General features: G+C 56.9%; 23 protein-coding genes. 15 read left to right on the top strand and 8 right to left on the bottom strand.

Going from position 1 to position 19,605, the window contains the following annotated elements:
• Positions 1-17: 17 nt before the first annotated feature.
• Both FZF01_RS06540 and FZF01_RS06535 read right to left on the bottom strand, forming a co-directional pair.
• Complete coding sequence (locus tag FZF01_RS06540; protein ID WP_190325444.1) at positions 18-734, bottom strand: TorF family putative porin; 717 nt, start codon at positions 732-734, stop codon at positions 18-20.
• Between the two features lie 227 nt (positions 735-961).
• Positions 962-1,327 (bottom strand): GNAT family N-acetyltransferase, encoded by a 366-nt coding sequence (locus FZF01_RS06535; RefSeq protein ID WP_223825434.1) that lies wholly within the window; start codon positions 1,325-1,327, stop codon positions 962-964.
• An 11-nt stretch (positions 1,328-1,338) separates the two neighbouring features.
• On the opposite strand from FZF01_RS06535, the gene FZF01_RS19670 reads away from it, so the two are divergent.
• Both FZF01_RS19670 and FZF01_RS06530 read left to right on the top strand, forming a co-directional pair.
• Positions 1,339-1,467, top strand: a complete 129-nt coding sequence (locus FZF01_RS19670; protein ID WP_263363760.1) for a hypothetical protein — start codon at positions 1,339-1,341, stop codon at positions 1,465-1,467.
• A gap of 6 nt (positions 1,468-1,473) precedes the next feature.
• Positions 1,474-1,902, top strand: coding sequence for a universal stress protein (locus tag FZF01_RS06530; protein ID WP_150277338.1), 429 nt, complete (start codon positions 1,474-1,476; stop codon positions 1,900-1,902).
• An 18-nt stretch (positions 1,903-1,920) separates the two neighbouring features.
• On the opposite strand, the gene FZF01_RS06525 is transcribed toward FZF01_RS06530, so the two are convergent.
• On the bottom strand, positions 1,921-2,148 hold the full coding sequence (locus FZF01_RS06525; protein WP_150277337.1) for a hypothetical protein: 228 nt from the start codon (positions 2,146-2,148) through the stop codon (positions 1,921-1,923).
• A 141-nt stretch (positions 2,149-2,289) separates the two neighbouring features.
• Between FZF01_RS06525 and FZF01_RS06520 the strand changes: the two genes are divergently transcribed.
• Positions 2,290-2,481 (top strand): CsbD family protein, encoded by a 192-nt coding sequence (locus FZF01_RS06520; protein ID WP_150277336.1) that lies wholly within the window; start codon positions 2,290-2,292, stop codon positions 2,479-2,481.
• A gap of 301 nt (positions 2,482-2,782) precedes the next feature.
• The gene (locus FZF01_RS06515; RefSeq protein WP_188434301.1) at positions 2,783-3,637 is read left to right on the top strand and encodes a CAP domain-containing protein; all 855 of its coding nucleotides are present in this window, start codon (positions 2,783-2,785) and stop codon (positions 3,635-3,637) included.
• A 41-nt stretch (positions 3,638-3,678) separates the two neighbouring features.
• Here the strand turns inward: FZF01_RS06515 and FZF01_RS06510 are convergent, their stop codons facing one another.
• Positions 3,679-3,960 (bottom strand): peptidylprolyl isomerase, encoded by a 282-nt coding sequence (locus FZF01_RS06510; RefSeq protein WP_150277334.1) that lies wholly within the window; start codon positions 3,958-3,960, stop codon positions 3,679-3,681.
• A 103-nt stretch (positions 3,961-4,063) separates the two neighbouring features.
• Between FZF01_RS06510 and FZF01_RS06505 the strand changes: the two genes are divergently transcribed.
• Positions 4,064-4,360, top strand: a complete 297-nt coding sequence (locus FZF01_RS06505) for a hypothetical protein (protein WP_150277333.1) — start codon at positions 4,064-4,066, stop codon at positions 4,358-4,360.
• Here FZF01_RS06505 and FZF01_RS06500 read toward each other — a convergent pair.
• Positions 4,349-4,696: a DUF3135 domain-containing protein gene (locus FZF01_RS06500; RefSeq protein WP_150277332.1), complete on the bottom strand. Its 348-nt coding sequence runs from the start codon at positions 4,694-4,696 to the stop codon at positions 4,349-4,351. The two genes, FZF01_RS06505 and FZF01_RS06500, sit on opposite strands and share 12 nt — an antisense overlap.
• A 241-nt stretch (positions 4,697-4,937) precedes the next feature.
• Here FZF01_RS06500 and FZF01_RS06495 point away from each other — a divergent pair, with 241 nt between their 5' ends.
• From FZF01_RS06495 to arsJ, 4 genes are all read left to right on the top strand, one after another.
• The gene (locus tag FZF01_RS06495) at positions 4,938-5,846 is read left to right on the top strand and encodes a CHAD domain-containing protein (protein ID WP_150277331.1); all 909 of its coding nucleotides are present in this window, start codon (positions 4,938-4,940) and stop codon (positions 5,844-5,846) included.
• A gap of 68 nt (positions 5,847-5,914) precedes the next feature.
• On the top strand, positions 5,915-6,310 hold the full coding sequence (locus tag FZF01_RS06490; RefSeq protein WP_150277330.1) for a metalloregulator ArsR/SmtB family transcription factor: 396 nt from the start codon (positions 5,915-5,917) through the stop codon (positions 6,308-6,310).
• Positions 6,311-6,345: 35 nt separating this feature from the next.
• Positions 6,346-7,353 (top strand): ArsJ-associated glyceraldehyde-3-phosphate dehydrogenase, encoded by a 1,008-nt coding sequence (locus FZF01_RS06485; protein ID WP_150277329.1) that lies wholly within the window; start codon positions 6,346-6,348, stop codon positions 7,351-7,353.
• Positions 7,354-7,373: 20 nt separating this feature from the next.
• A complete protein-coding gene (arsJ, locus tag FZF01_RS06480; RefSeq protein ID WP_150277493.1) occupies positions 7,374-8,600 on the top strand; it encodes an organoarsenical effux MFS transporter ArsJ in 1,227 nt (408 codons plus the stop codon).
• 8 nt (positions 8,601-8,608) lie between these two features.
• On the opposite strand, the gene FZF01_RS06475 is transcribed toward arsJ, so the two are convergent.
• From FZF01_RS06475 to FZF01_RS06465, 3 genes are all read right to left on the bottom strand, one after another.
• On the bottom strand, positions 8,609-9,616 hold the full coding sequence (locus FZF01_RS06475; RefSeq protein ID WP_150277328.1) for a zinc-dependent alcohol dehydrogenase family protein: 1,008 nt from the start codon (positions 9,614-9,616) through the stop codon (positions 8,609-8,611).
• An 83-nt stretch (positions 9,617-9,699) separates the two neighbouring features.
• The gene (locus FZF01_RS06470) at positions 9,700-11,109 is read right to left on the bottom strand and encodes a dihydrolipoyl dehydrogenase (protein ID WP_150277327.1); all 1,410 of its coding nucleotides are present in this window, start codon (positions 11,107-11,109) and stop codon (positions 9,700-9,702) included.
• 148 nt (positions 11,110-11,257) lie between these two features.
• Positions 11,258-11,806 (bottom strand): PRC-barrel domain-containing protein, encoded by a 549-nt coding sequence (locus tag FZF01_RS06465; protein WP_150277326.1) that lies wholly within the window; start codon positions 11,804-11,806, stop codon positions 11,258-11,260.
• Between the two features lie 364 nt (positions 11,807-12,170).
• On the opposite strand from FZF01_RS06465, the gene ppnN reads away from it, so the two are divergent.
• The 6 genes from ppnN (at position 12,171) to FZF01_RS06435 (ending at position 19,601) form a co-directional block, all read left to right on the top strand.
• On the top strand, positions 12,171-13,538 hold the full coding sequence (gene ppnN / locus FZF01_RS06460) for a nucleotide 5'-monophosphate nucleosidase PpnN (protein ID WP_150277325.1): 1,368 nt from the start codon (positions 12,171-12,173) through the stop codon (positions 13,536-13,538).
• A 96-nt stretch (positions 13,539-13,634) separates the two neighbouring features.
• Complete coding sequence (locus tag FZF01_RS06455; protein WP_150277324.1) at positions 13,635-14,009, top strand: YgaP-like transmembrane domain; 375 nt, start codon at positions 13,635-13,637, stop codon at positions 14,007-14,009.
• Positions 14,010-14,117: 108 nt separating this feature from the next.
• On the top strand, positions 14,118-14,651 hold the full coding sequence (locus FZF01_RS06450; RefSeq protein WP_150277323.1) for a sigma-70 family RNA polymerase sigma factor: 534 nt from the start codon (positions 14,118-14,120) through the stop codon (positions 14,649-14,651).
• Positions 14,629-15,651 carry a FecR domain-containing protein gene (locus tag FZF01_RS06445; RefSeq protein WP_150277322.1) on the top strand — a complete coding sequence of 341 codons (1,023 nt, stop codon included), beginning with the start codon at positions 14,629-14,631 and terminating at the stop codon, positions 15,649-15,651. The genes FZF01_RS06450 and FZF01_RS06445 overlap by 23 nt, the downstream gene beginning before the upstream one ends.
• A gap of 93 nt (positions 15,652-15,744) precedes the next feature.
• Entirely contained in the window at positions 15,745-18,492 is a 2,748-nt protein-coding gene (locus FZF01_RS06440; RefSeq protein WP_150277321.1) for a TonB-dependent receptor, read from the top strand.
• A gap of 161 nt (positions 18,493-18,653) precedes the next feature.
• Positions 18,654-19,601, top strand: a complete 948-nt coding sequence (locus tag FZF01_RS06435; protein ID WP_188434303.1) for a cytochrome-c peroxidase — start codon at positions 18,654-18,656, stop codon at positions 19,599-19,601.
• Positions 19,602-19,605 lie beyond the last annotated feature (4 nt).

Raw genomic sequence — 19,605 nt, 5'->3', positions numbered from 1 at the left:
ATGGGCGCCGTACTAAATCAGAAGCTCTTTGAAGCAGACAGAGTAACGTTGGAGTCGCAAGAATCGCTATCAACGTATATTGCTGTGCACTCGTTGCCAAGGTTGGTGTCGCTGTACATCAATGCCCAATCGATACCTAGCATTGTCTTGCCCAGAGTCACAGCCCAGTCAGCATAATCTTCATCGCTGCTGGCGCCGATCGGATCCTTCGTGTCGGTGCGACCATAATGCAGACCCAGGCCGATATCGTAGGGCAATTCAAAGCCATAGCCGATGTAAGTGTAGAGCGCGCTTTGGGGCTCATAGGCGTACTTGACGCCGCCACTGAAGCCGTAGGCGTCTACGTGAGCGATCCATTCGTCAACCGCATCAATACCCTGGGGAAAAGTGTAAGTGTTCCAGGAAACCGCGTAGCTGATGTCTTCGGTGATGGCGCCACCGTATCCGACATAGTAGTCCAGCTCGATGCTGGCTCCGCCGAAATCTTCATCAGCGACGTTAGAGCCCCAGGCACCAAGGAATACGCCGCTTTCGTGGGCAAAGTCCAAGCTCGCCTGAACCGCGCCGGCACCGTTGGTCTGTGACTGGCCGCGCCAGATGTAATCAGAGGCCAGAGTGGCGGTCATGCTGGCATCGATCTCACCAATGGCAGTCTCGAAGGTTTCCGCATGGGCCATATTGGCAAAGCCGAGTGTGCTCGCAGTGGCGATGGCGGCTGTCAGTTTTTTCATCATTTTCGTGTACCCCATGTTTTATGATTGCTGTAGTGGTTCAAAATGCGTTGGCATGGGACACATAGCATTTTGCTTGCCAGGTTTTATCTTTATTATATAAATCATGTGTTTAGGTTAATATTTTGAGAATAATTCAGCACTCTACCAGTTTTGGCGGGCTGGGGTTCGCCCTAAAGTAGTGCCGCTTTCCAGCCCAGGTGATTATGCTGGTGCGTACCCCAGACTTGTCAGTTATCCAGCCACATGGGTACTAGGTCTTTGCTTCTCTGGTAGCGCTTAAGTTTGCTTGCGAGGGATTCGGGAAGGCTGGGACAGTGAGCAAAGCCGTGGCTGCGGTACAGCTGTTCAAGCCCGGGTTGGCAAAACAGCCAGATGGGTCCAGTGACTGAAGCACAGGCATTTTCAAGCAGGTGACCTGCCAGCCCCTGGCGGCGCATGCGGGGGTCCACGAACAGGCTCGTGAGCCATTGTCCATGAGCCATCGGCTGTAGACAGAGACAGGCAACTAACTGATCCGAGCGCATCGCCCACACTGTATGCTCGGGGCGTGTTTTCATCCGGCTGCCATGTAGCCGGTAAAATTTGTCTGCCAGGGGTCGCTCGGTTGGCTGCAGTACTGCGCAAGGATAACTATCGCTCGGTTCACGGCGAGCTTGATGTGCATCAAGCGGCATCACGTCCGGTCTGCCACAATGATCAGAGTGTAATCATCAAAATGGACAATCTGGAGTAAGCGCAAATGCATACGATATTGCTACCCTTTGACGGCTCGGAAAGCGCAATGCGCGCAGCTGAGTATCTGGTCGATTTTTCAGCGACACTTGGTGACGTTACCGTACATGTGGTCAATGTCCAGACAGAACCAAAACTCTTCGGCAACTACGTATCGCCGACCATGCTGGACCAGCTGAATGCGGGTGCGCTAGATCACGCGGCGGAGGTAAACGCGAAGGTGGCCGACAAATTGCGCGCCGCGAATCTGGCCGTTCAGACCCATGAAATAATGGGTGAGGTCGTCAGTGAGCTGGTTGACGCTGCCCGCAAGCTCGGCTGCACCATGATTGTGATGGGTACCCGGGGCATGGGTAGTCTCGGCAACCTGGTGTTGGGCTCCGTGGCCAGCCAGGTTGTGCATGAGACGCCGATACCGGTCTTGTTGGTCAAATAACTGGGCCGCACCCACGCTTCAGCGTTTACCCATGGACCTGCGGGTCCCCTTGGGCGCCATGCCGATTTTCTTTTCATGGCGGGCGTTGCTGCCTTTCTGGTGCCAGGGCTGAGCTGGAGCCTGCTTTGGCGCAAAGTTGGCCGGGGCGAAGGGAAACTTGAAAGCCGGGACCTCAGTCTTGGCGTGGGTCTCGATCGAATCGGTATTTTTGGCAACCGTTTGTTCGAGTGGCAGGTGCTCAGTCATGGCGCAATCCGTGATAGAAAAAAAGTGGATATAAGGGCGCGCGAGTATACCTGTTTCCCGCACATTTTCCCGATTCGTTGGAACTAATTCCGCCCCCTCCTGGTCGATTGGGTGTAAGCCAATTTATATGTGAGGTATACCATGAGCGATAAAGAAGACAAGTTGAAAGGTAAAGCCAACGAAGCTATCGGCAAAGGTAAGCAGGGCGTTGGTGAAGCAACTGACAACGAGGACCTTAAAGCTGAAGGCGATCTCCAGGAAACCAAAGGCAAGGCCCAGGGTGTGAAGGGTGAAGCCAAGGAAAAGATCAAGAAGGGCGTGGATAACGCGTAACTCGGGTCTGATAGTAGTAAGTTGCTGATCAAAGCCGGTAGTTTCCCTACCGGCTTTTTTGTGGCCATCGTTCCGCTTTTAATCCTCTGTCACGTACGGTCACAGTCGGACTCTGGTGCTGTATCAAGTTGGGCAGATGGAACTGTGGCGGTGTAAATGCTGTCACTGTGATGAATTCGTTCAAAAAACCTATTTTGCTGACGCGGTCTGAAAAGCCCGCAATCTGGCGAATGGCTTACGAGGTTTCCACATGCTTCACTCCCACTGCAAACAGCAATCATCAGCTCCTCGCGCTGATGCCATGTCTCCGATTTCGCGTCTGGCAGTCAGCCTGCTCGCAAGTGCGGGCCTGTTCTGGACGTCTGGCGTGGCAGCCGAGCAAAACACCGAGCTGGTCAATCTGATCAACGAATATCGCGATTCTGCGGCCCAGTGCGCAGGGCAAGAGATGGCCGGTACCGGTCCGTTGGCACCCAACTCGGCACTGGCTCAGGCCGATCTGTCCTCGGCTGATTGGCAGGTTGCTCTGCAAGAATCGGGCTACCAGGCTTCGGCCGCTCAGTTAGTTCAGTTGTCAGGTCCTGCTGATGCCCGACAGGCGATGACCATGATTCAGAGCCGTTTCTGTAAGGTATTGCGCAGTGGTCAATATGCCGAAATCGGTGTGTCTCGCTCTGGTAACGAGTGGCAGATAGTGCTTGCCAGCCCATTGATTTCCAGAGAATTCATGGATCGCGACTGGATGGACGTTGGGCAGGAGGTGTTGGCTGAGGTCAATCTTGCGCGTCGGGAGCCGCGCACCTGTGGCGACCAGACCTTTGCTGCGGCGAACCCACTGACCTGGGATGCTCGCCTCGCGCGGGCCGCACATGAGCACAGTGGCTACATGGCGGAGGGTGCCGTACTCAGTCACGCTGGGCCTACCGGAGAGCAGGTACAAGCGCGGGTGGATGCGGTGAACTACGAATGGCGTAAATTGGGTGAAAACGTTGCAGTGGGCCAAAGCTCGCCAAAACAGGTAGTTGAGGCCTGGCTGCACAGCCCGGGGCACTGCGCGAACATCATGAACCCCGAGTTTACGGACATGGGCGCTGCATTCGAAAGCCGGCCGCAGAGTTCTATCTACTGGACTCAGGTGTTTGCGAGCGAGCGCTAGAGCCGGAAATGTGCCCGGCCTGCAACGGCCGGGCAGCAGGATCAATCCTGACGGCTGGTCACTTCCAGCAGGTGATACCCGAACTGGGTTTTCACCGGACCTTGCACAACATTGATGGGTGCGCTGAACACCACTGTATCGAACTCCTTGACCATCTGGCCTGGTCCGAAGGTACCCAGGTCACCGCCCTGACGACCTGATGGGCAAGAGGAGTTATCTTTTGCAACCTGTGCGAAATCGGCTCCGCCTTCAATGGCGCTCTTGAGTTCGTTGCACTTGTCTTCTGTAGCCACGAGAATGTGACGTGCGCTGGCTTTGGGCATGGGTTTGTGCTCCTGTGATTGAAGGGCAGGAGGTTACCGCAATCAGCTGTCACCCGAAAGCGCTCCAGGCCACAATCCCTTCCATGCTACCGCTGAGAGTGTCATGTCCCGCGACGAGCCTATTTTGCATGCCGCCACCGAAACCTTGAGTTTCTGCCAGATTGATTACCTGAACGGTTTTACCAAAGGCACGGCCTTCAGGCTCTTCAAGGCCGGTCGCCAGCATTTGGTGGAAGGACAGGATTATTTCTATCTGCCGGCAGTACAGCATGCGGACAAGATTCAGTTGCTCAAAGCCACTGGTCAGATATATCCAACCACCGTCAATCTGGTGCTGATCACCCGTCCAGGATACGGCAAGCTTCGGCAAGGGCAGGGGTTCGCTGGTTCAGGCGCCTGAGCGATGCCTGACAAAAGGAATCACCCTAGCTGAGGGGGTATTGTCGAGGACGAAACCGGGACTCTGCAGGGACGTCAGAGTTGCCTGTAGCTCAACAGTCGAATCGAGCATCAATTGCGAAAGTCTCATACAAGCCTGGAGGGGGTTGCGAGCTCTGAGCCGCTCGCCCTCGATAACAAATGCCAGCCCCCGTAACCTTCGTCTGCTCGCGGGGGATGCGTTGTTGATCAGCTCCTCGGTCAAGGTTTTGCGCAAGTTCTCCAGCGCTTCGGGTTGTTGTTGCGCCATGGTTTGCATTTCCTCAAAGCTGGGTAATTGCATTGTGATCTTGGCCATCGTTCTATCCTCTGGGGGTGGCGACTGGCAATCGGCACGTCAACACAGGGCTGGATCAGCGCTTGGAAACGAACACCGCTGTTGCTCTGCTACAGCTAAAGACCGCATTTGCTGAAAGTAATTCAGCATGAATCAGAAAGTTGGGTCTTCCTCACGGGAATAGTCCCATGAGCTATATTCCAGGTATCAATATGCGGCGCTCACTTCGCGCCACCAGTGATCAGACTCTCAGGTGTTATCGATGGCCTATCGAATCAAGCCCCGTAAATCAGCGACTAAACAGGTGCGACGCGTGGCGTTGGAAAGGCTGCATAAGGCGCGGAAGGCGTTAATGTTGCCACCGCAAGATCGCGCTCGCGGCATACATCAGGCTCGCAAGCGACTCAAGGAGGTACGAGCCCTGATCCGACTTGTACGCAAGCCGCTTGGAGAGACGTTCAAGGAGGAGAATCGGCGTTTTCGTAACATTAATCGCAAGCTGTCTAGCATGCGTGATGCTGGCGCCCTGATTGAAATCTGGGACATTCTTGCCGATGCTGAACCGGAGCGCTTTGCCTCGCAGGAAAAGCGCGATGTGCGCCAGCGCCTGGTTGTTCGCGGCCAGGATGGTGGTCAGACGGTAGAGGAGTCGCATCAGATTCTGAATGAAGTAATCGAGGATCTGGCAAAGGCAGAGGATGCGGTTGCGGCCTGGCCAGCGAAGGGTGAGACATTTGCATTGGTCTCAGATGGGTTGAAGCGCACCACGGCGGATGGTCGCAGAGCCCTGGAAGCGGCGTGCGATTCGGTTTCCGATGACCGGCTGCATGACTGGCGCAAGCGAGTGAAAGATCACTGGTATCACACCCGGCTGCTGAAGTCCGCCTGGCCGGCAGCTCTCGATGCCCGTACGGCCATGCTCAAGGATCTCGCTGACCTGCTGGGGCAGGATCATGACCTCTCGATGTTGCAGACCATGCTGGACAAGGAGCCAACGCTGTTTGGTTCCGCGCAGCAGCGCGAGGAGTTGCTTGAAATTGCCGGCAAACGACGCGATGAGTTGCAACATAGCGCGTTCAGACTAGGTCTACGTTTATATGCCGAGTCGCCAGCGGCGTTGTGCAAACGTTGGGGACGTTATTGGAAAATTGCGCGCGCCGAAAAGACCTGAACGGGGCTTTACCTTATATTCGTTTTCCCATATATTCGGATAAACGCATATGCAGGTAGGTAAAGAGTATGGGGAACACAGTGGCAACGTCAGATGCCGGCGAGGAGCTCACGCCCACAGCGTTATTCAAATGCCTGGCTGATGATACCCGTGCACGCATGACGTTGTTGATCGCCCGTGAAGGGGAGTTATGTGTGTGTGAACTCACTTCAGCCCTGAATGAGAGCCAACCCAAAATTTCACGACACCTCGCTCAGCTGCGCACCTGTGGTGTTCTCGAGGATGAGCGGCGTGGCCAGTGGGTGTACTACCGCCTTCATTCCGACTTACCCGAATGGGTGTTGGCCATGCTGACTCCAGTCATGCAGGCCAACCAGCAGTGGCTTGAGAGTGACAGCCGCCGTCTCGCGAAGATGGCGGGCCGGCCTGGCAGGGCGGATGTATGTGGTATTCGCGGCTGCTGAAATAAACCAGATCCGTTACACCCGGAGGAGCAAACATGAGCATCAAGGTAGGCATCAATGGTTTCGGCCGCATCGGGCGTCTGGCGTTGCGTGCGGCGTGGGATTGGCCCGAGCTGGAGTTTGTGCAGATAAACGATCCTGCTGGCGACGCGGCGACACATGCACATCTGCTCAACTTTGATTCGGTCCACGGGCGCTGGCTGCATGAAGCCAGCAGCGAAGGTAATGATCTGCTGATTGATGGGCAGCGTCTCAAGCTAACGGCCAACAAGGCTATTGCCGACACCGACTGGTCAGGTTGTGATCTGGTTATTGAAGCCAGTGGCAAGATGAAAACTGTCGCTGTGCTACAGGCCTACCTGGAACAGGGGGTCAAGAGAGTAGTGGTCAGCGCTCCAGTCAAGGAGGCTGGGGCGCTGAACGTGGTGCTCGGTGTCAATGATCATCTGTTCGAGGCAGCCAAGCACCGCATTGTCACCGCCGCTTCCTGCACAACCAACTGTCTGGCCCCGGTCGTTAAGGTGATCCACGAGAACCTGACAATTCGGCATGGATCGATCACGACTATCCATGACATCACCAACACCCAGAGCATTCTCGACCAGCCACACAAGGATCTTCGCCGGGCACGTGCCTGTGGCATGAGCCTGATACCCACTTCCACTGGGTCTGCCACTGCGATTGCAGAGATTTTCCCCGAGCTCAAGGGGCGGCTCAACGGCCACGCGGTACGGGTGCCTCTGGCCAATGCGTCACTGACCGACTGCGTCTTCGAGGTCGAGCAGGCGACCACGGTGGAGGAGGTAAACGAATTGTTCAAGGCGGCCGCGGCCTCTGGCCCGCTCAAGGATATCCTCGGCTACGAGGAGCGCCCATTGGTCTCGATCGACTACCGTACGGATCCGCGTTCCTCGATTGTCGATGCGCTTTCAACCATGGTGATCAATGGTACCCAGGTGAAGATCTATGCCTGGTACGACAACGAGTGGGGCTATGCCAACCGCACGGTTGAGCTGGCCAGAATGGTAGGCAGCGCCGACTGACAGGCAGGAGCCTAGACGTGATCAAAGCATTGGCGGCATTGAGTCCGCAGGTACGTCAGTACCTGTTGGTAACAGGCAACTACTGGGCATTCACGCTGACCGACGGCGCGTTACGCATGCTTGTGGTGCTGCATTTTCATACCCTGGGTTATACGCCGCTGGAGATTGCAGCACTGTTTCTGTTCTACGAAATCTTCGGGGTGGTTACCAATCTGGTGGGCGGCTATCTGGGTGCCTGGGTAGGGCTCAACCGAACGATGAATATCGGTCTGGCCATCCAGGTGATTGCACTGCTGTTACTGACAGTGCCTACTGCCTGGCTGAGTATTCCTCTGGTCATGGGCGCCCAGGCACTGTCGGGCATAGCCAAGGATCTCAACAAGATGTCTGCCAAGAGCTCGATCAAGCTCCTGGTGCCAGGTGATCAGCAAAGCACTCTTTACAAGTGGGTAGCCATACTGACCGGCTCGAAGAACGCGCTCAAGGGTGTTGGCTTTTTTCTGGGTGGTTTATTGCTAGCGACAGCAGGGTTCCGCGGCGCAATGTTGATCATGGCTGGAGCGCTGGCGGTCATCTGGATATTCAGCGTCATCTCGCTCAAGAAAGACCTGGGCAAGGCCAGTGCCAAGCCCAAGTTTCGCGAGCTGTTGTCCAAATCCCGGGCGATCAACATTCTTTCTGCAGCCCGTATGTTTCTGTTCGGCGCGCGAGATGTCTGGTTCGTGATCGCCTTGCCTGTCTATCTGAGTACCATATTTGGCTGGAGTTTCTGGCTGGTGGGCGGCTTTATGGCCACCTGGATTATCGGTTACGGCATAGTACAGTCGGCTGCACCACTGATCACCCGCCGCAAGGATGGGCGTGTACCCGATGGGCGGGCGGCCATGCTTTGGGCGCTGATGCTCGCTGGGCTGCCTGCAGCCATTGCTCTGGGCATGGATTCACAGTGGTCAACGCAGGCAGTCATCGTCATCGGTTTGCTGGTGTTCGGAGTGCTGTTTGCGGTCAACTCCTCTTTGCACAGCTACCTGATCGTCAGCTATGCCAAGGATGACGGCGTCTCGCTGGATGTCGGCTTCTATTACATGTCCAATGCGATGGGCCGTTTGATAGGTACAGTCCTGTCGGGTTGGGTGTACCAGGCCTACGGACTGCAGGCCTGTCTTTGGGTGTCCAGCGCCTTTGTGGCGATGGCTGCCGTGATTTCCCTGGGGCTTCCCCGTGCCCACGAGCTGACGAGACCTTAGGGCGGCACTCAGAACTCCAGGCAGATCTTGCCGAAATGGGCACCGCTTTCCTGGTGGCGGAAGGCGTCGGCAATCTTGTCCAATGCAAAGCTGCGGTCGATTACCGGACGCATATCGATTCTTTCCAGCGCCCGAATCATATCCAGCTGATGCCTGCGACTGCCAACAGTTACCCCCTGAATACGAGCCTGTCGATACATCAGTTCGGCGGTGGGCACCTCGCCAATCATGCCGGTCAGCACGCCGATCAGAGCAATATGGCCGCCCACCTTGATGGCCTTTATCGATTGCGGTAGCGAACCTGGGCCGCCAACCTCGACAACGATGTCCACGCCGCGTCCACCTGTCAGCTCCCGGACGCGCGCTCCCCATTTCTTTTCGGTCTTATAGTTGAGTACATGGGAGGCGCCCATTTCCTTGAGACGGTCCATCTTCGCTCCGCAAGATGAGGTGGCAATGACCTCGGCACCCATGGCGCGAGCCATTTGCAGCGCGCAGATCGACACGCCGCCGGTGCCCTGGACCAGTACGGTGTCCCCAGCCTTGATGCCGCCATCTACAACCAGCGCGCGCCAGGCGGTCAAGCCCGCCGTGGTCAGAGTGGCCGCTTCTGCGTGGCTATAACCCCTGGGCGCCTCGGTAAACCAATGGGCCGGGGTAACGGCTACCTCTCGGGCATAGCCGTCCATTCCATCCCCAGGCACGCCGCTGGCAAAGCCGTCCATGGGGCCACCTTCCTGCCACCAGGGAAAAAAGCAAGACACTACGGCGTCACCAACCTTGAATTCTTCGACTCCCTTGCCAACCGATTCGACCACTCCGGCCCCATCTGCCATCGGGATCCGTCTGTCTGCGTTGGGGATTTTCCCGGTCACCACCAGGTAGTCGTGGAAGTTGAGCGAGCTGGCGTGAATGCGAACGCGGATTTCCCCACGGCCCGGTTGGCCAGGATCATCACGCTCCACAACCTGTAAACGTTCGAGACCGCCCGGGGATTTCAATTCAATAGCCTGCATAACGCTCTCCGCTGTTGATACGTCTGAAAACCCTAAGCCTAGCAGGCGACACAGGGACTGCTGTCAAGTTGGCCAGCCCTGGCTCAGTCCAGCGCCTGGATTCTGAATTCGCCACATTTTGCCAGGTCAGCGTCGTTACAGGGCACCTGTTTGACTATCGCTCTTAGCGCACTGCGCAGGCCCTCTTCCAGTACGGGATGATAGAAGGGCATGCGTAGCACCTGATGGACGGTGAGCCCCTCGCTGATTGCCAGGCCCAGCAGGTGCGCCATGTGTTCAGCTGCGGGCACGCACATCTCGGCACCGATCAGCACCGCGTCCTTGCCCCTGGCATATATACGCATCAGCCCCTGATTGCGTTGCGCTGCCACGGCACGGCCCTGACGAACGAAGCTCGCCTCACCGATCAGTGCATCTGCATCGAGCTCTGCAAATCGTTGCCCGACAAAGGCCACCCCCGGCTCGATAAATACCACTCCCATGGGTGTACGTCTCGGAAACGCCGTAGGCTTATCAGCCATCGCGTTGTGCGCTGCGATATAACCTTCATCGGCAGCTTCGTGGAGGATGGGCGCATGTTGGTTGACGTCTCCGGCTATATAAACCGGCAGCTCGCCTATTTGCGTTGTGGCGGGGTCAAATGGCGGCATGCCGCGCTCGTCCAGGGGTACGCCGAGGGCCGCCAGGTTGAGGCTGTCGATGTTCGGTTTGCGGCCCACGGCAACCAGTACACGGTCCACAAGAATGCTGAACGCTCCAGTATCCACGCGCACGCCGTCGCCATCGGCGTGCAAGGAAACATCCGCGCCGGTGTGAATGCTGAAGTCCTTTTCCAGCGCCTCACGCAGTGCCTTGCTTACCTCTGGATCGCTTATGCCGGCCAGGCTGGTGCTCTTGTCAAAGGCGTGTACCTCGATGCCCAGATATGCCATGGCCTGCGCCATTTCCAGCCCGATTGGCCCCAGGCCAATGACAGCCATGCGTTCAGGGAGAGTTTTCTGTTCGAAAAAGGTGTCGGTAGTCAGCACCCGGTCACCGAGTGCCTTCCAGGGGGCAGGCATGACCGGGCTGGAGCCTGTGGCCAGGATAATACGCTCGGCATGGTGTGTCTGGCCCTCTACCTCGACTGTCTGAGGCCCAAGCAACCGGGCCAGGCCTTGAATATTGCGTTTGCCCAGGGTAGCTGTCGCCTCCAGGGTGCCACTGACAAAGTGATCGCGAAGCTTCCTTACGTGCTGCAGCATGGCCGGAATGTCAGCGGCCACGTGCTGGCCCCCGCGAATGCCAACCCCGGCCAGCTTGTTGCAATCATGCAATGCCCTGGCCGACTCGATCAGTACCTTAGAGGGCATGCAACCTACGCGTGCGCAGGTTGTGCCGTAGGCGCCGGCGTTGATCATGAGTACCTTGTCAGTCTCTTTTGATACTTCGCGCAGTGCCGCGAGACCTGCTGTACCAGCCCCGATAATAATGACATCCCAATGTTCAGCCATGCGTCCTCCAGAAAAACGGTTTTCTCTATCCTAGGCGATCTGTGAATGCCAGGCACAAAAAAACCGCCAGCGGACGTGTCCGGCAGGCGGTTTGCTGAGTCCAGGTAATACTGCCCTTGGGGGCAGTACCATGGCTCAGGCGGCGAAATTACTCTTCGCCGGCCATATCATCTTCACGCTGCATCGCTTGCTTGGTGTTGTTCCAGGCTGATGAGGTAGCGTGCTTGGTATTTTCCCAAGCGCTTTCAGTGGTGTCCTTGGTGCTTTCCCAAGCCTTGTTAAGCTCTTTCTGGGTATTGTTCCACCACTCTTCGCTGTACTCTTCAAAGCCCTTCAGCTCTTCGCCAGCGGAGGTGACGTGCACGTTGTAGCTGACATCACCGAACATGGGGTTGTCATCGGTTACGCGGGCTGTGAAATCGCCGCGGTTGACGATGACGTCACGCTCGCCAATACCGAGAAATTCGTTGGTCTGGACTACGATGGAGTGCAGGCCCATGTCATTACCGAGCAGAATGTCTTCAACATTGCCGACTTCATCGCCGTTCGCGTCGAATACTTCGGCCCCGAGGAGGTCTTCTGCCGAATACAGGCCTTGGGCATGCATGTTGTGGTCATCGGCGATGGCCGAGAAACTCAGACCCATGGCGCCGGCCAGCAGTGGAATACCCAGTTTGCGCATTGTATGTGTAGTCATAATGTATCTCCTCAATTGCTTTAAAAGTGATCTTCAGCCCTGCATGGGACTGTGATCAGTGCTTGCGGTTCAACCGATATGACGGTTGAGCTGTCAAGCGTCGTTTCTCAAAACGGCATTGCTCTTCAGGAATCAGGTCAGGCTCGCAAGGAACTGTGTTGGCCCTGAAGACATGCCGGAATTCACAAAACGGCAACACTGTGACGACACCCAGTTCAAAAAATTCCATTGAATTTCATCTGCATCAATTTCATTGCAGCGAACGCCCGGCTTTTCAAAGGCTCGATAGCCAGCTGATACGGGCTTTCACGCCAGTCTCCCCGGGCTGATAAGATGGGCACATATTCATAGACCGGAATCACGAATGCGCAACGTAATTAACGTATCAGTCAGTCCCAAGGGCACCCTCGAAACCCTTTCCCAGATCGAAGTTCAGCAATTGAGCGCAGCGGGTTCAGGTAGTACTTACCGTTTGTTCCGGCAGTGCGCGTTAGCGATTCTCAATACCGGCGTCCAGATCGACAATGCCAAGGCCATTCTCGAAGCCTACGAAGATTTCGATGTCAGGATTCACCAGCAGGAGCGCGGGGTTCGGCTTGAATTGATCAACGCACCGGCGGATGCCTTTGTCGATGGCGAGATGATTGCAAGCACCCGCGAGATGCTGTTCAGCGCACTGCGCGATGTGGTTTATACCGAAAGTGAGCTGGGTAGTCCGCGCATTGACCTGACCAATTCACAGGGCATCACCGACTATGTTTTTCACCTGCTGCGCAATGCGCGGACTTTGCAGCCGGGTCTGGAGCCAAAAATGGTCGTTTGCTGGGGTGGGCACTCAATCAATACCGAGGAATACAAGTACACCAAGAAGGTAGGGCATGAGCTGGGTCTGCGCAGTCTGGATATCTGCACCGGGTGCGGTCCGGGTGTCATGAAAGGTCCCATGAAGGGCGCCGCGATTGCCCACGCCAAACAGCGGATCAACAACGGTCGCTACCTGGGGTTGACCGAACCCGGCATCATCGCCGCCGAAGCGCCCAATCCGATCGTCAACGAGCTGGTTATTCTGCCGGACATTGAGAAGCGTCTTGAAGCCTTCGTGCGCGTTGGTCACGGCATCATCATCTTCCCGGGTGGCGTGGGTACCGCAGAGGAGTTTCTCTACCTGCTGGGTATTCTGTTGCATCCGGACAACCAGTCGCTGCCATTTCCGGTTGTTCTTACCGGGCCAAAAAGCGCCGAGGCATACCTGCACCAACTGCATGCGTTTGTCGGGGCTACCCTGGGGGACCAGGCACAGCAACGCTATGAGGTTATTATTGATGATCCGGCGGCCGTCGCCCGCGCCATGGCCCAGGGCCTGCGTGAGGTTACCGACTTCAGGCGTGCGCACAATGATGCCTACCACTTCAATTGGCTACTGAAGATCGAGGAAGGATTCCAACTGCCGTTCGACCCCACACATGCCAACATGGCCAGCCTGCAGTTGCGCCGCGATTTACCCGCCCATGAGCTTGCTGCCAACTTGCGTCGTGCGTTCTCCGGCATCGTCGCGGGCAACGTCAAGGATAAGGGGATTCGCCGGATCGAGAAGCATGGCGTTTACGAGATTCATGGTGATGAATCGATTACCGAGCCGCTCGGCAAATTACTGGAAGCCTTCGTAGCGCAGCACCGCATGAAGCTGCCCGGCGCTGCCGAATATGTGCCCTGTTATCGTGTGGTCGCCTGAATAGGTGACCGGTGGTCTGGAATGACAGTTCTGCACCGGGAACACCCGACGCGCCGCAGAGTCCATCTACAGTAACCACTCAAGCGGAGAACAACCATGCAGCAGACACCAAAAGTCAATCAGGCACCGAATGTACAAGGGTTTGAACGTTTCGCATCAGTCGCCGGCGGTCTCCTATTGCTCGGCAAGGGCATACGCCGTGGAGGGCTGATGGGGATAGTCGAATTTGCCATCGGCGGGATGGTTCTTGCCAGGGGCGCCAGCGGGCAATGTGAGCTCAAAAGAGCGATGAGCGAGCTGGAGACGAAACATAGCGGGCAGAGTCATAACCAGGATATTGAGCGCTATAGCCACATGCCGATGGACTCCGAAGTGCACAGTCCGGACTTCGAGAGCGATTCTGCCACCATGCCGGATGCAACCCAGATGGGTAATGAGGCTCGCGCAGATCGTCTGTCGGGCAACAATTGATCAGTTATTGAAATGAGAATCAAAACCATTTAGAGTTCGCGTCATAGAGACTGCTGTCGGGCGCTGGTGAGTACATCCTTGCCGGCACCCTGTAGATCGAGTGACGCCATGCCCTCCACCAAAGCCAGCACACATGAAGAGATCGAGCATTTATATGCCGATAACCAGAGATGGCTGCAACGCTGGCTCTATCAGAAAATCGGCTGCTCGCAGCGGGCCTCTGATCTGTTGCAGGATACCTTTTTGCGGCTGCTCGGCCGAAACGAGGTAATCGATGCTCTTGAGCCGCGTGCCTACCTGATGACAGTGGCAAAGCGGGTTTTGATTGATCATTGGCGCCGGTCACGCATCGAACAGGCCTATCTGGATGCTCTGGCGCAAATACCGGAAGCTTACGCCCCGGACCCCCAGGAGCAGCTTGTTCTGATTGAAACACTGGTCGAGATCGACAGCATGCTTGACGGACTTCCTCCTTTGGCCAAGCGAGCCTTTCTGTTGGTGCAACTCGACGGGATGAAGCAACGGGACATCGCAGCTCTGCTGGGTATATCGATCAGTACGGTCAAACGCTATCTGGTGATGGCTGCCACGCAGTGCTATTTCTCGAGGATGACGAGCGATGACTCCGCCAGACTCGCCTAGTTCTGCAGCAGATTACAGGCCGATTGCGCCTGCGGTAGCCGAACGTGCAGTCGAGCTCTTCCTCGCCTGGCAGGACGCCGACCAGCCTGGTTCCTGCACAATAGCAATCGCGCGGTGGCGTAATGAGCACCCGGAGCACGAGCGTGCGTGGCAACAGATCGAGCGGGTCAATCTCCGATTCCAGCAAGTCGGTACCGGGTCGGTGGGCAGTGCCGCGCAGCGGGCTTTGATTGATGCGGGAGTGCCCCGCCGCAGCGTGCTCAAAGGCATGGCAATGGTCCTGCTGCTGGCGGGTGGAGGTATCTACTCGCAGCAGGAGCGGCCGTGGGAGGCATGGACTGCGGATTATCGTACCGGCATGGGCGAGCGTCACAGGGTAATACTCTCTGACGGTACCGAACTGACACTGAACAGCGAAACGGCGGTGCGGGTAGTACCGACCACCGGTGAGCTCGGTATAGAGATACTGCGTGGGGAGATTCTGATAAGCACCGGTAGTGATCGGGACACCACCAACGCGGAGCTGCCCGGCATGCAGGTGCGCGTGACTACCGACCAGGGACAGATCACGCCGATAGGGACGCGATTTTCGGTCAGGCAGTTGGCGGACAAAACCCGTGTTGGTGTCTATCGTGGTCGAGTCCGAGTCCAGCCGTTCGAGAGCGGGCACGGCAGCCTGGTCGAGAGCGGTCAGGCATTGATGTTCAATCGGCACGGTGCGCTGCTGACCCTGGCTGCCGACGAGACCGATGCGGCCTGGGCACGCGGCATGATTGTGGCGCGCAGCATGTTACTGCCCGCGTTTCTTGAGGAGTTGAGTCGATACCACCCGGGCGTGATTCGATCCGCGCCCGTCTTAAGAAATCTGAAGGTGTCGGGCACCTATCCCATTGCCGAACTCAATCCGGTGCTCGACGCGCTGGCAGCGAACCTTCCTCTACAGATCAGGCGCGTTGGCCCCTTGTGGACAACGCTGGTGCCTGCCCCAAAGAGTCTCTGACAAGAGAATAAAAATCATTTTAGATGAGCTGATTCTCATTCTCATGCGACAGGTTCAATAGAAACCCTGTTTATCACTTGAGAGGATCAGCGCATGGCGCCTGTTTTTTGTCCCCGTACCGGCCATCCATTAGATGCACGCAAAGGTCTGCTGATCGGCATGATCAGCCTTTGCGCGGCGCTGCCCCTGCAGGCGGGCGCCCAGACGCAGGGTGAGGCCTCACAGCCAGCTAGCGAAGTTGGGCAGCGGTACTTCAAAGTTCCGGCTGGTGACCTGGAGCGTGCGCTGACAGACTTCGGACAGCAGGCGGATCTGCTGCTGTCATTTCCCGCAGCTCTTACCGAAGGTCTGCAAAGCGCCGGGCTTGATGGCAATTACTCTGTTACCCAAGCGCTTGAGCGATTGCTATATGGCACCCGTATGGAAGCGGTGGCCCAGTCGGAGAATGCCTACTGGATCAAGCGTTCGACAGGGCCTGCCGACCGCTTGGCGCCTGCGGCGCTGCCACAGATGCTGGTAGTCGGACACCAGACAGATGCCGACGTGAAGGTCATTGAAAGTGACGAAATGCGCGACGCGATGCGCTCGGACCTGGCTGAAACGCTTAGTCTGCTGCCCTCGGTACGGGTCGACAATACCGCCAGCTCAAGCTTGCAGCAGGGCGATCTTAAGCCTGCCGAGCTATCCATTCGAGGTGCTGCGGCCTATCAGAACAAGATCATGCTCGACGGAGGGTCGATCGACAATCTGCTCGACCCGGCTTTGAAGGAAAGCGCCGACAACTACACCAGCGTGGCTGGCCACTCCCAGGGGCTGTTTGTTGATACCGACTTCCTCGGCCGGATAGAGGTGATCGACGTCAACGCATCTGCCAGTGAGGGCGGCTTTAGCGGCGGGGTGGTCAAGGCCGAAACTCGCGCCTACGACGGCCGGGACAGCTTTGATATCAACGTTCGAGGCACCCGTGACAGCTGGACCTCGTTCCATGTTGATAAATCCCAGGAGGGTGAATTCAGTGATGGCGCGGCACAGGCTGTCACTGGGGTACCGGGCGAATTCCAGCCGAACTTCTCCAAGAGCGAGGGCTCGGTCAATGGTGCAACCCGCTTTGGTGATATTGGCGTTTTTGCCGGCTTCAGTGAAAAGCGCTCGACCATCAGGCAGAAACAGGTTGCAGCTTTGGACTGGGATTATTTCGCCGAGACGGGCCGCATTTTCAAACCTGGCGAGGAAACCTCCCTTGATAGCCGGTCGCGCTTTGGAGTGGTACGTATGGATCTGCTGGAGCGTGACTATGAACTGAATGCCTCGCTCGCCTACAGTGATTTCAGCGAAGACAGCTTTCTGATCAATTATCGCGACTCGGATTTCGAGAGTCAGCACAACGGGCTTAATCTGAGTGTGAATTTCGCTACCGATCTGGGCGCCACGCGAATGGACCTGAACGTCAATGCTGGTATCACAGCGGACGAGCGCGAATACGCCAACAACGTGCTGAACCAGTACAAGAACACCAGTATTTACGATTCCGGCATGGTCGGCGGTTTCGGTGACCTGGCCAACGAACAGCGGACTCTTGGTGCATCTGCGAAGTTCAATACCCCTCTGACCCGCAGCCTGAACCTTGCCTACGGCGCCGAAGCCTCCTGGATCGACTACCAGCAGGACCGCGGCATCGATTTTATCGTGAACGAATACAAGCTGGACTTTACCCAGCCGCTGCCCCCACAGACCAGCCCCGGCTCCTGGGCTCCTGAAGACCAATATCAAACCTCGGAAATCATTTATCAGGCCGGCAAGCTGGATTTTTCCAACATCAATTCTGCTCTATTTACCGAGCTGGCAGGCGAGCATGACAGATTGTTCTGGCGCACCGGCACACGTCTTGAACGGGACGGCTGGCTGGGCAACACCAACTTTGCGCCGCGGCTGCTCGCAGGGATTAATCTGGGTGCAGACCATCAGTACCGCCTGGCTGCTGGTGCCAACCGCTATTACGGCAAATCCTTTCTATCCTATCGGTTACGGGAGAAAGAGCGCAGCCTGCTGATCGTCCGCGAACGCACCTCGCCGGATGATCCCTTTGAACTGGTTGATTCAGCACGTAGATGGCAATACCTGGACCTGAATACCCCCTATGACGACGAGTACAGCCTGGGTCTTTCCGGTCCCTTGCTGACAGGTCAGGCGGGGATCCAACTGGTACAACGCCGTGGTGAAGACCAGATCAGAACAGAGCGTGACAACGATCGCGATATCGAGTGGTTCGAGAATTCCGGCTCCAGTCTGACCCATCAGGTGGATCTGTTCTGGCGCTCCAGGCCGATGCACTGGATGGGCATCAACTGGGCAGTTCACAGCACCGCGTCCTGGATGGACAAGGAAACCGACTCCACCTATGGCGATGGTTCAGGCGGGTACCTGTCCACCGATGATGGAAATGAAGAGGTTATTTTCGAGGGATCGCGTATCAAGCGCCGAGACCTCCCGGCAGATGATTTTGCCACCCCGATCAGTATCAATCTCGATCTGATCAGCCATGCCCTCGATGACCGCCTGTTTGTACGCAATAGCTTGGCGTTTACCGATGGCTATCAGTCCCTGCGCCGCCTTAGCCGTGAACCTGCTACCGGGCTCTATCGATACGAAGTTGAAGAGCAGGGCAGTGCGCTGCGCTGGGATATGAGTGTGGAGTATCAGTTGATGCGTGAGGCGTCGCCCTACGTTCGCGTTGACCTGGTGAATGTGACCGACAACGACAACGTGGTGCGGGCCGAGTCCGGCGTGCAACTGTTTGGCGTTGGCCGTCAGTACTGGCTGGAAGTGGGGTATCGATTCTGATCAGGTTTCTTTCTCTAGTCTGTCTGCTGTCGGCGCTGACAACGCTGGCCTATGGCGACCCAAAGCTGGTCGATGCCTATCGTCAGGAACAGGCGCACTGGCCTCCCGCACTGATCGATCCGGGTGTTCAGGCGCAGCCCCTGGCTGCGCAGCCACAAAAGGTGGTCCATCCGCAGGGCAATCCGTTTTCGGCGGCCCGGCAGTCTCTGGGCAAGCAGCTGTTTTTCGAGCGACGCCTGTCAGCGTCGGGGCAGATTGCCTGTGCGAACTGTCATGATCCAGACCTCGGCTGGGCCGATGGACGGCGAGTGGCTATCGGTCACAACCGCATACAGGGTGAGATGAACTCTCCCGGTATTCTCAATGCTGGATTCCTTGAGCACCTGTTCTGGGACGGCCGGGCGCAGACCCTGGAACAACAGGCGCTAGCCAGTTGGACCAACCCGATAGAAATGGCAGGGGATCCGCAAAAGGCGTCGCGCAAACTGGGGGAGGTGCCAGGTTATCAGCCCCTTTTCGAGGCAGCCTTTGGTACGCCGGAGGTAAACCCCGAGCGCATAACCCAGGCTATCGCCACCTTCGTGCGGTCCATGACCATGCCCGACACCCCCTTCGACCGGTTTATGCGCGGTGACAAGCAAGCGCTGAATGATCAGGAAATTCGTGGACTACACCTGTTCAGAACCAAGGCCCGGTGCATGAACTGCCACAATGGGCCGCTGCTCAGCGACGGCCAGTTCCATCATTTGGGCACCTCATTCCACGAGATGGGCAATTTCGAGGGTCGTTACCGCGAGACAGGCAAGCCGGAGCATGTTGGGGCTTTTCGCACGCCACCCTTGCGTGGGCACAGCGCTACGGTGCCTTATATGCACAACGGCTTCGTCGCAAATCTGGATATGCTGCTGCCGCTTTACAACATGGGTTGGTGGCAGAACGCACCAACGGTGGACAAAAGCGATGATGTGCCCTTGGCGCAACTCTCACCACTGATCAAGCCACTGGAGCTTGACCAGGGCGAGCTGGCTGATCTAAAGGCATTCCTGTTGTCCCTTGATGGGGATATGCGCTACCAAAGCATGCCGGAGGAGCTTCCCGACGCACCCTGATCGT

The sequence above is a fragment of the Halopseudomonas salina genome (assembly GCF_008641105.1).
This window is presented reverse-complemented; position numbering and strand designations above follow the sequence as displayed.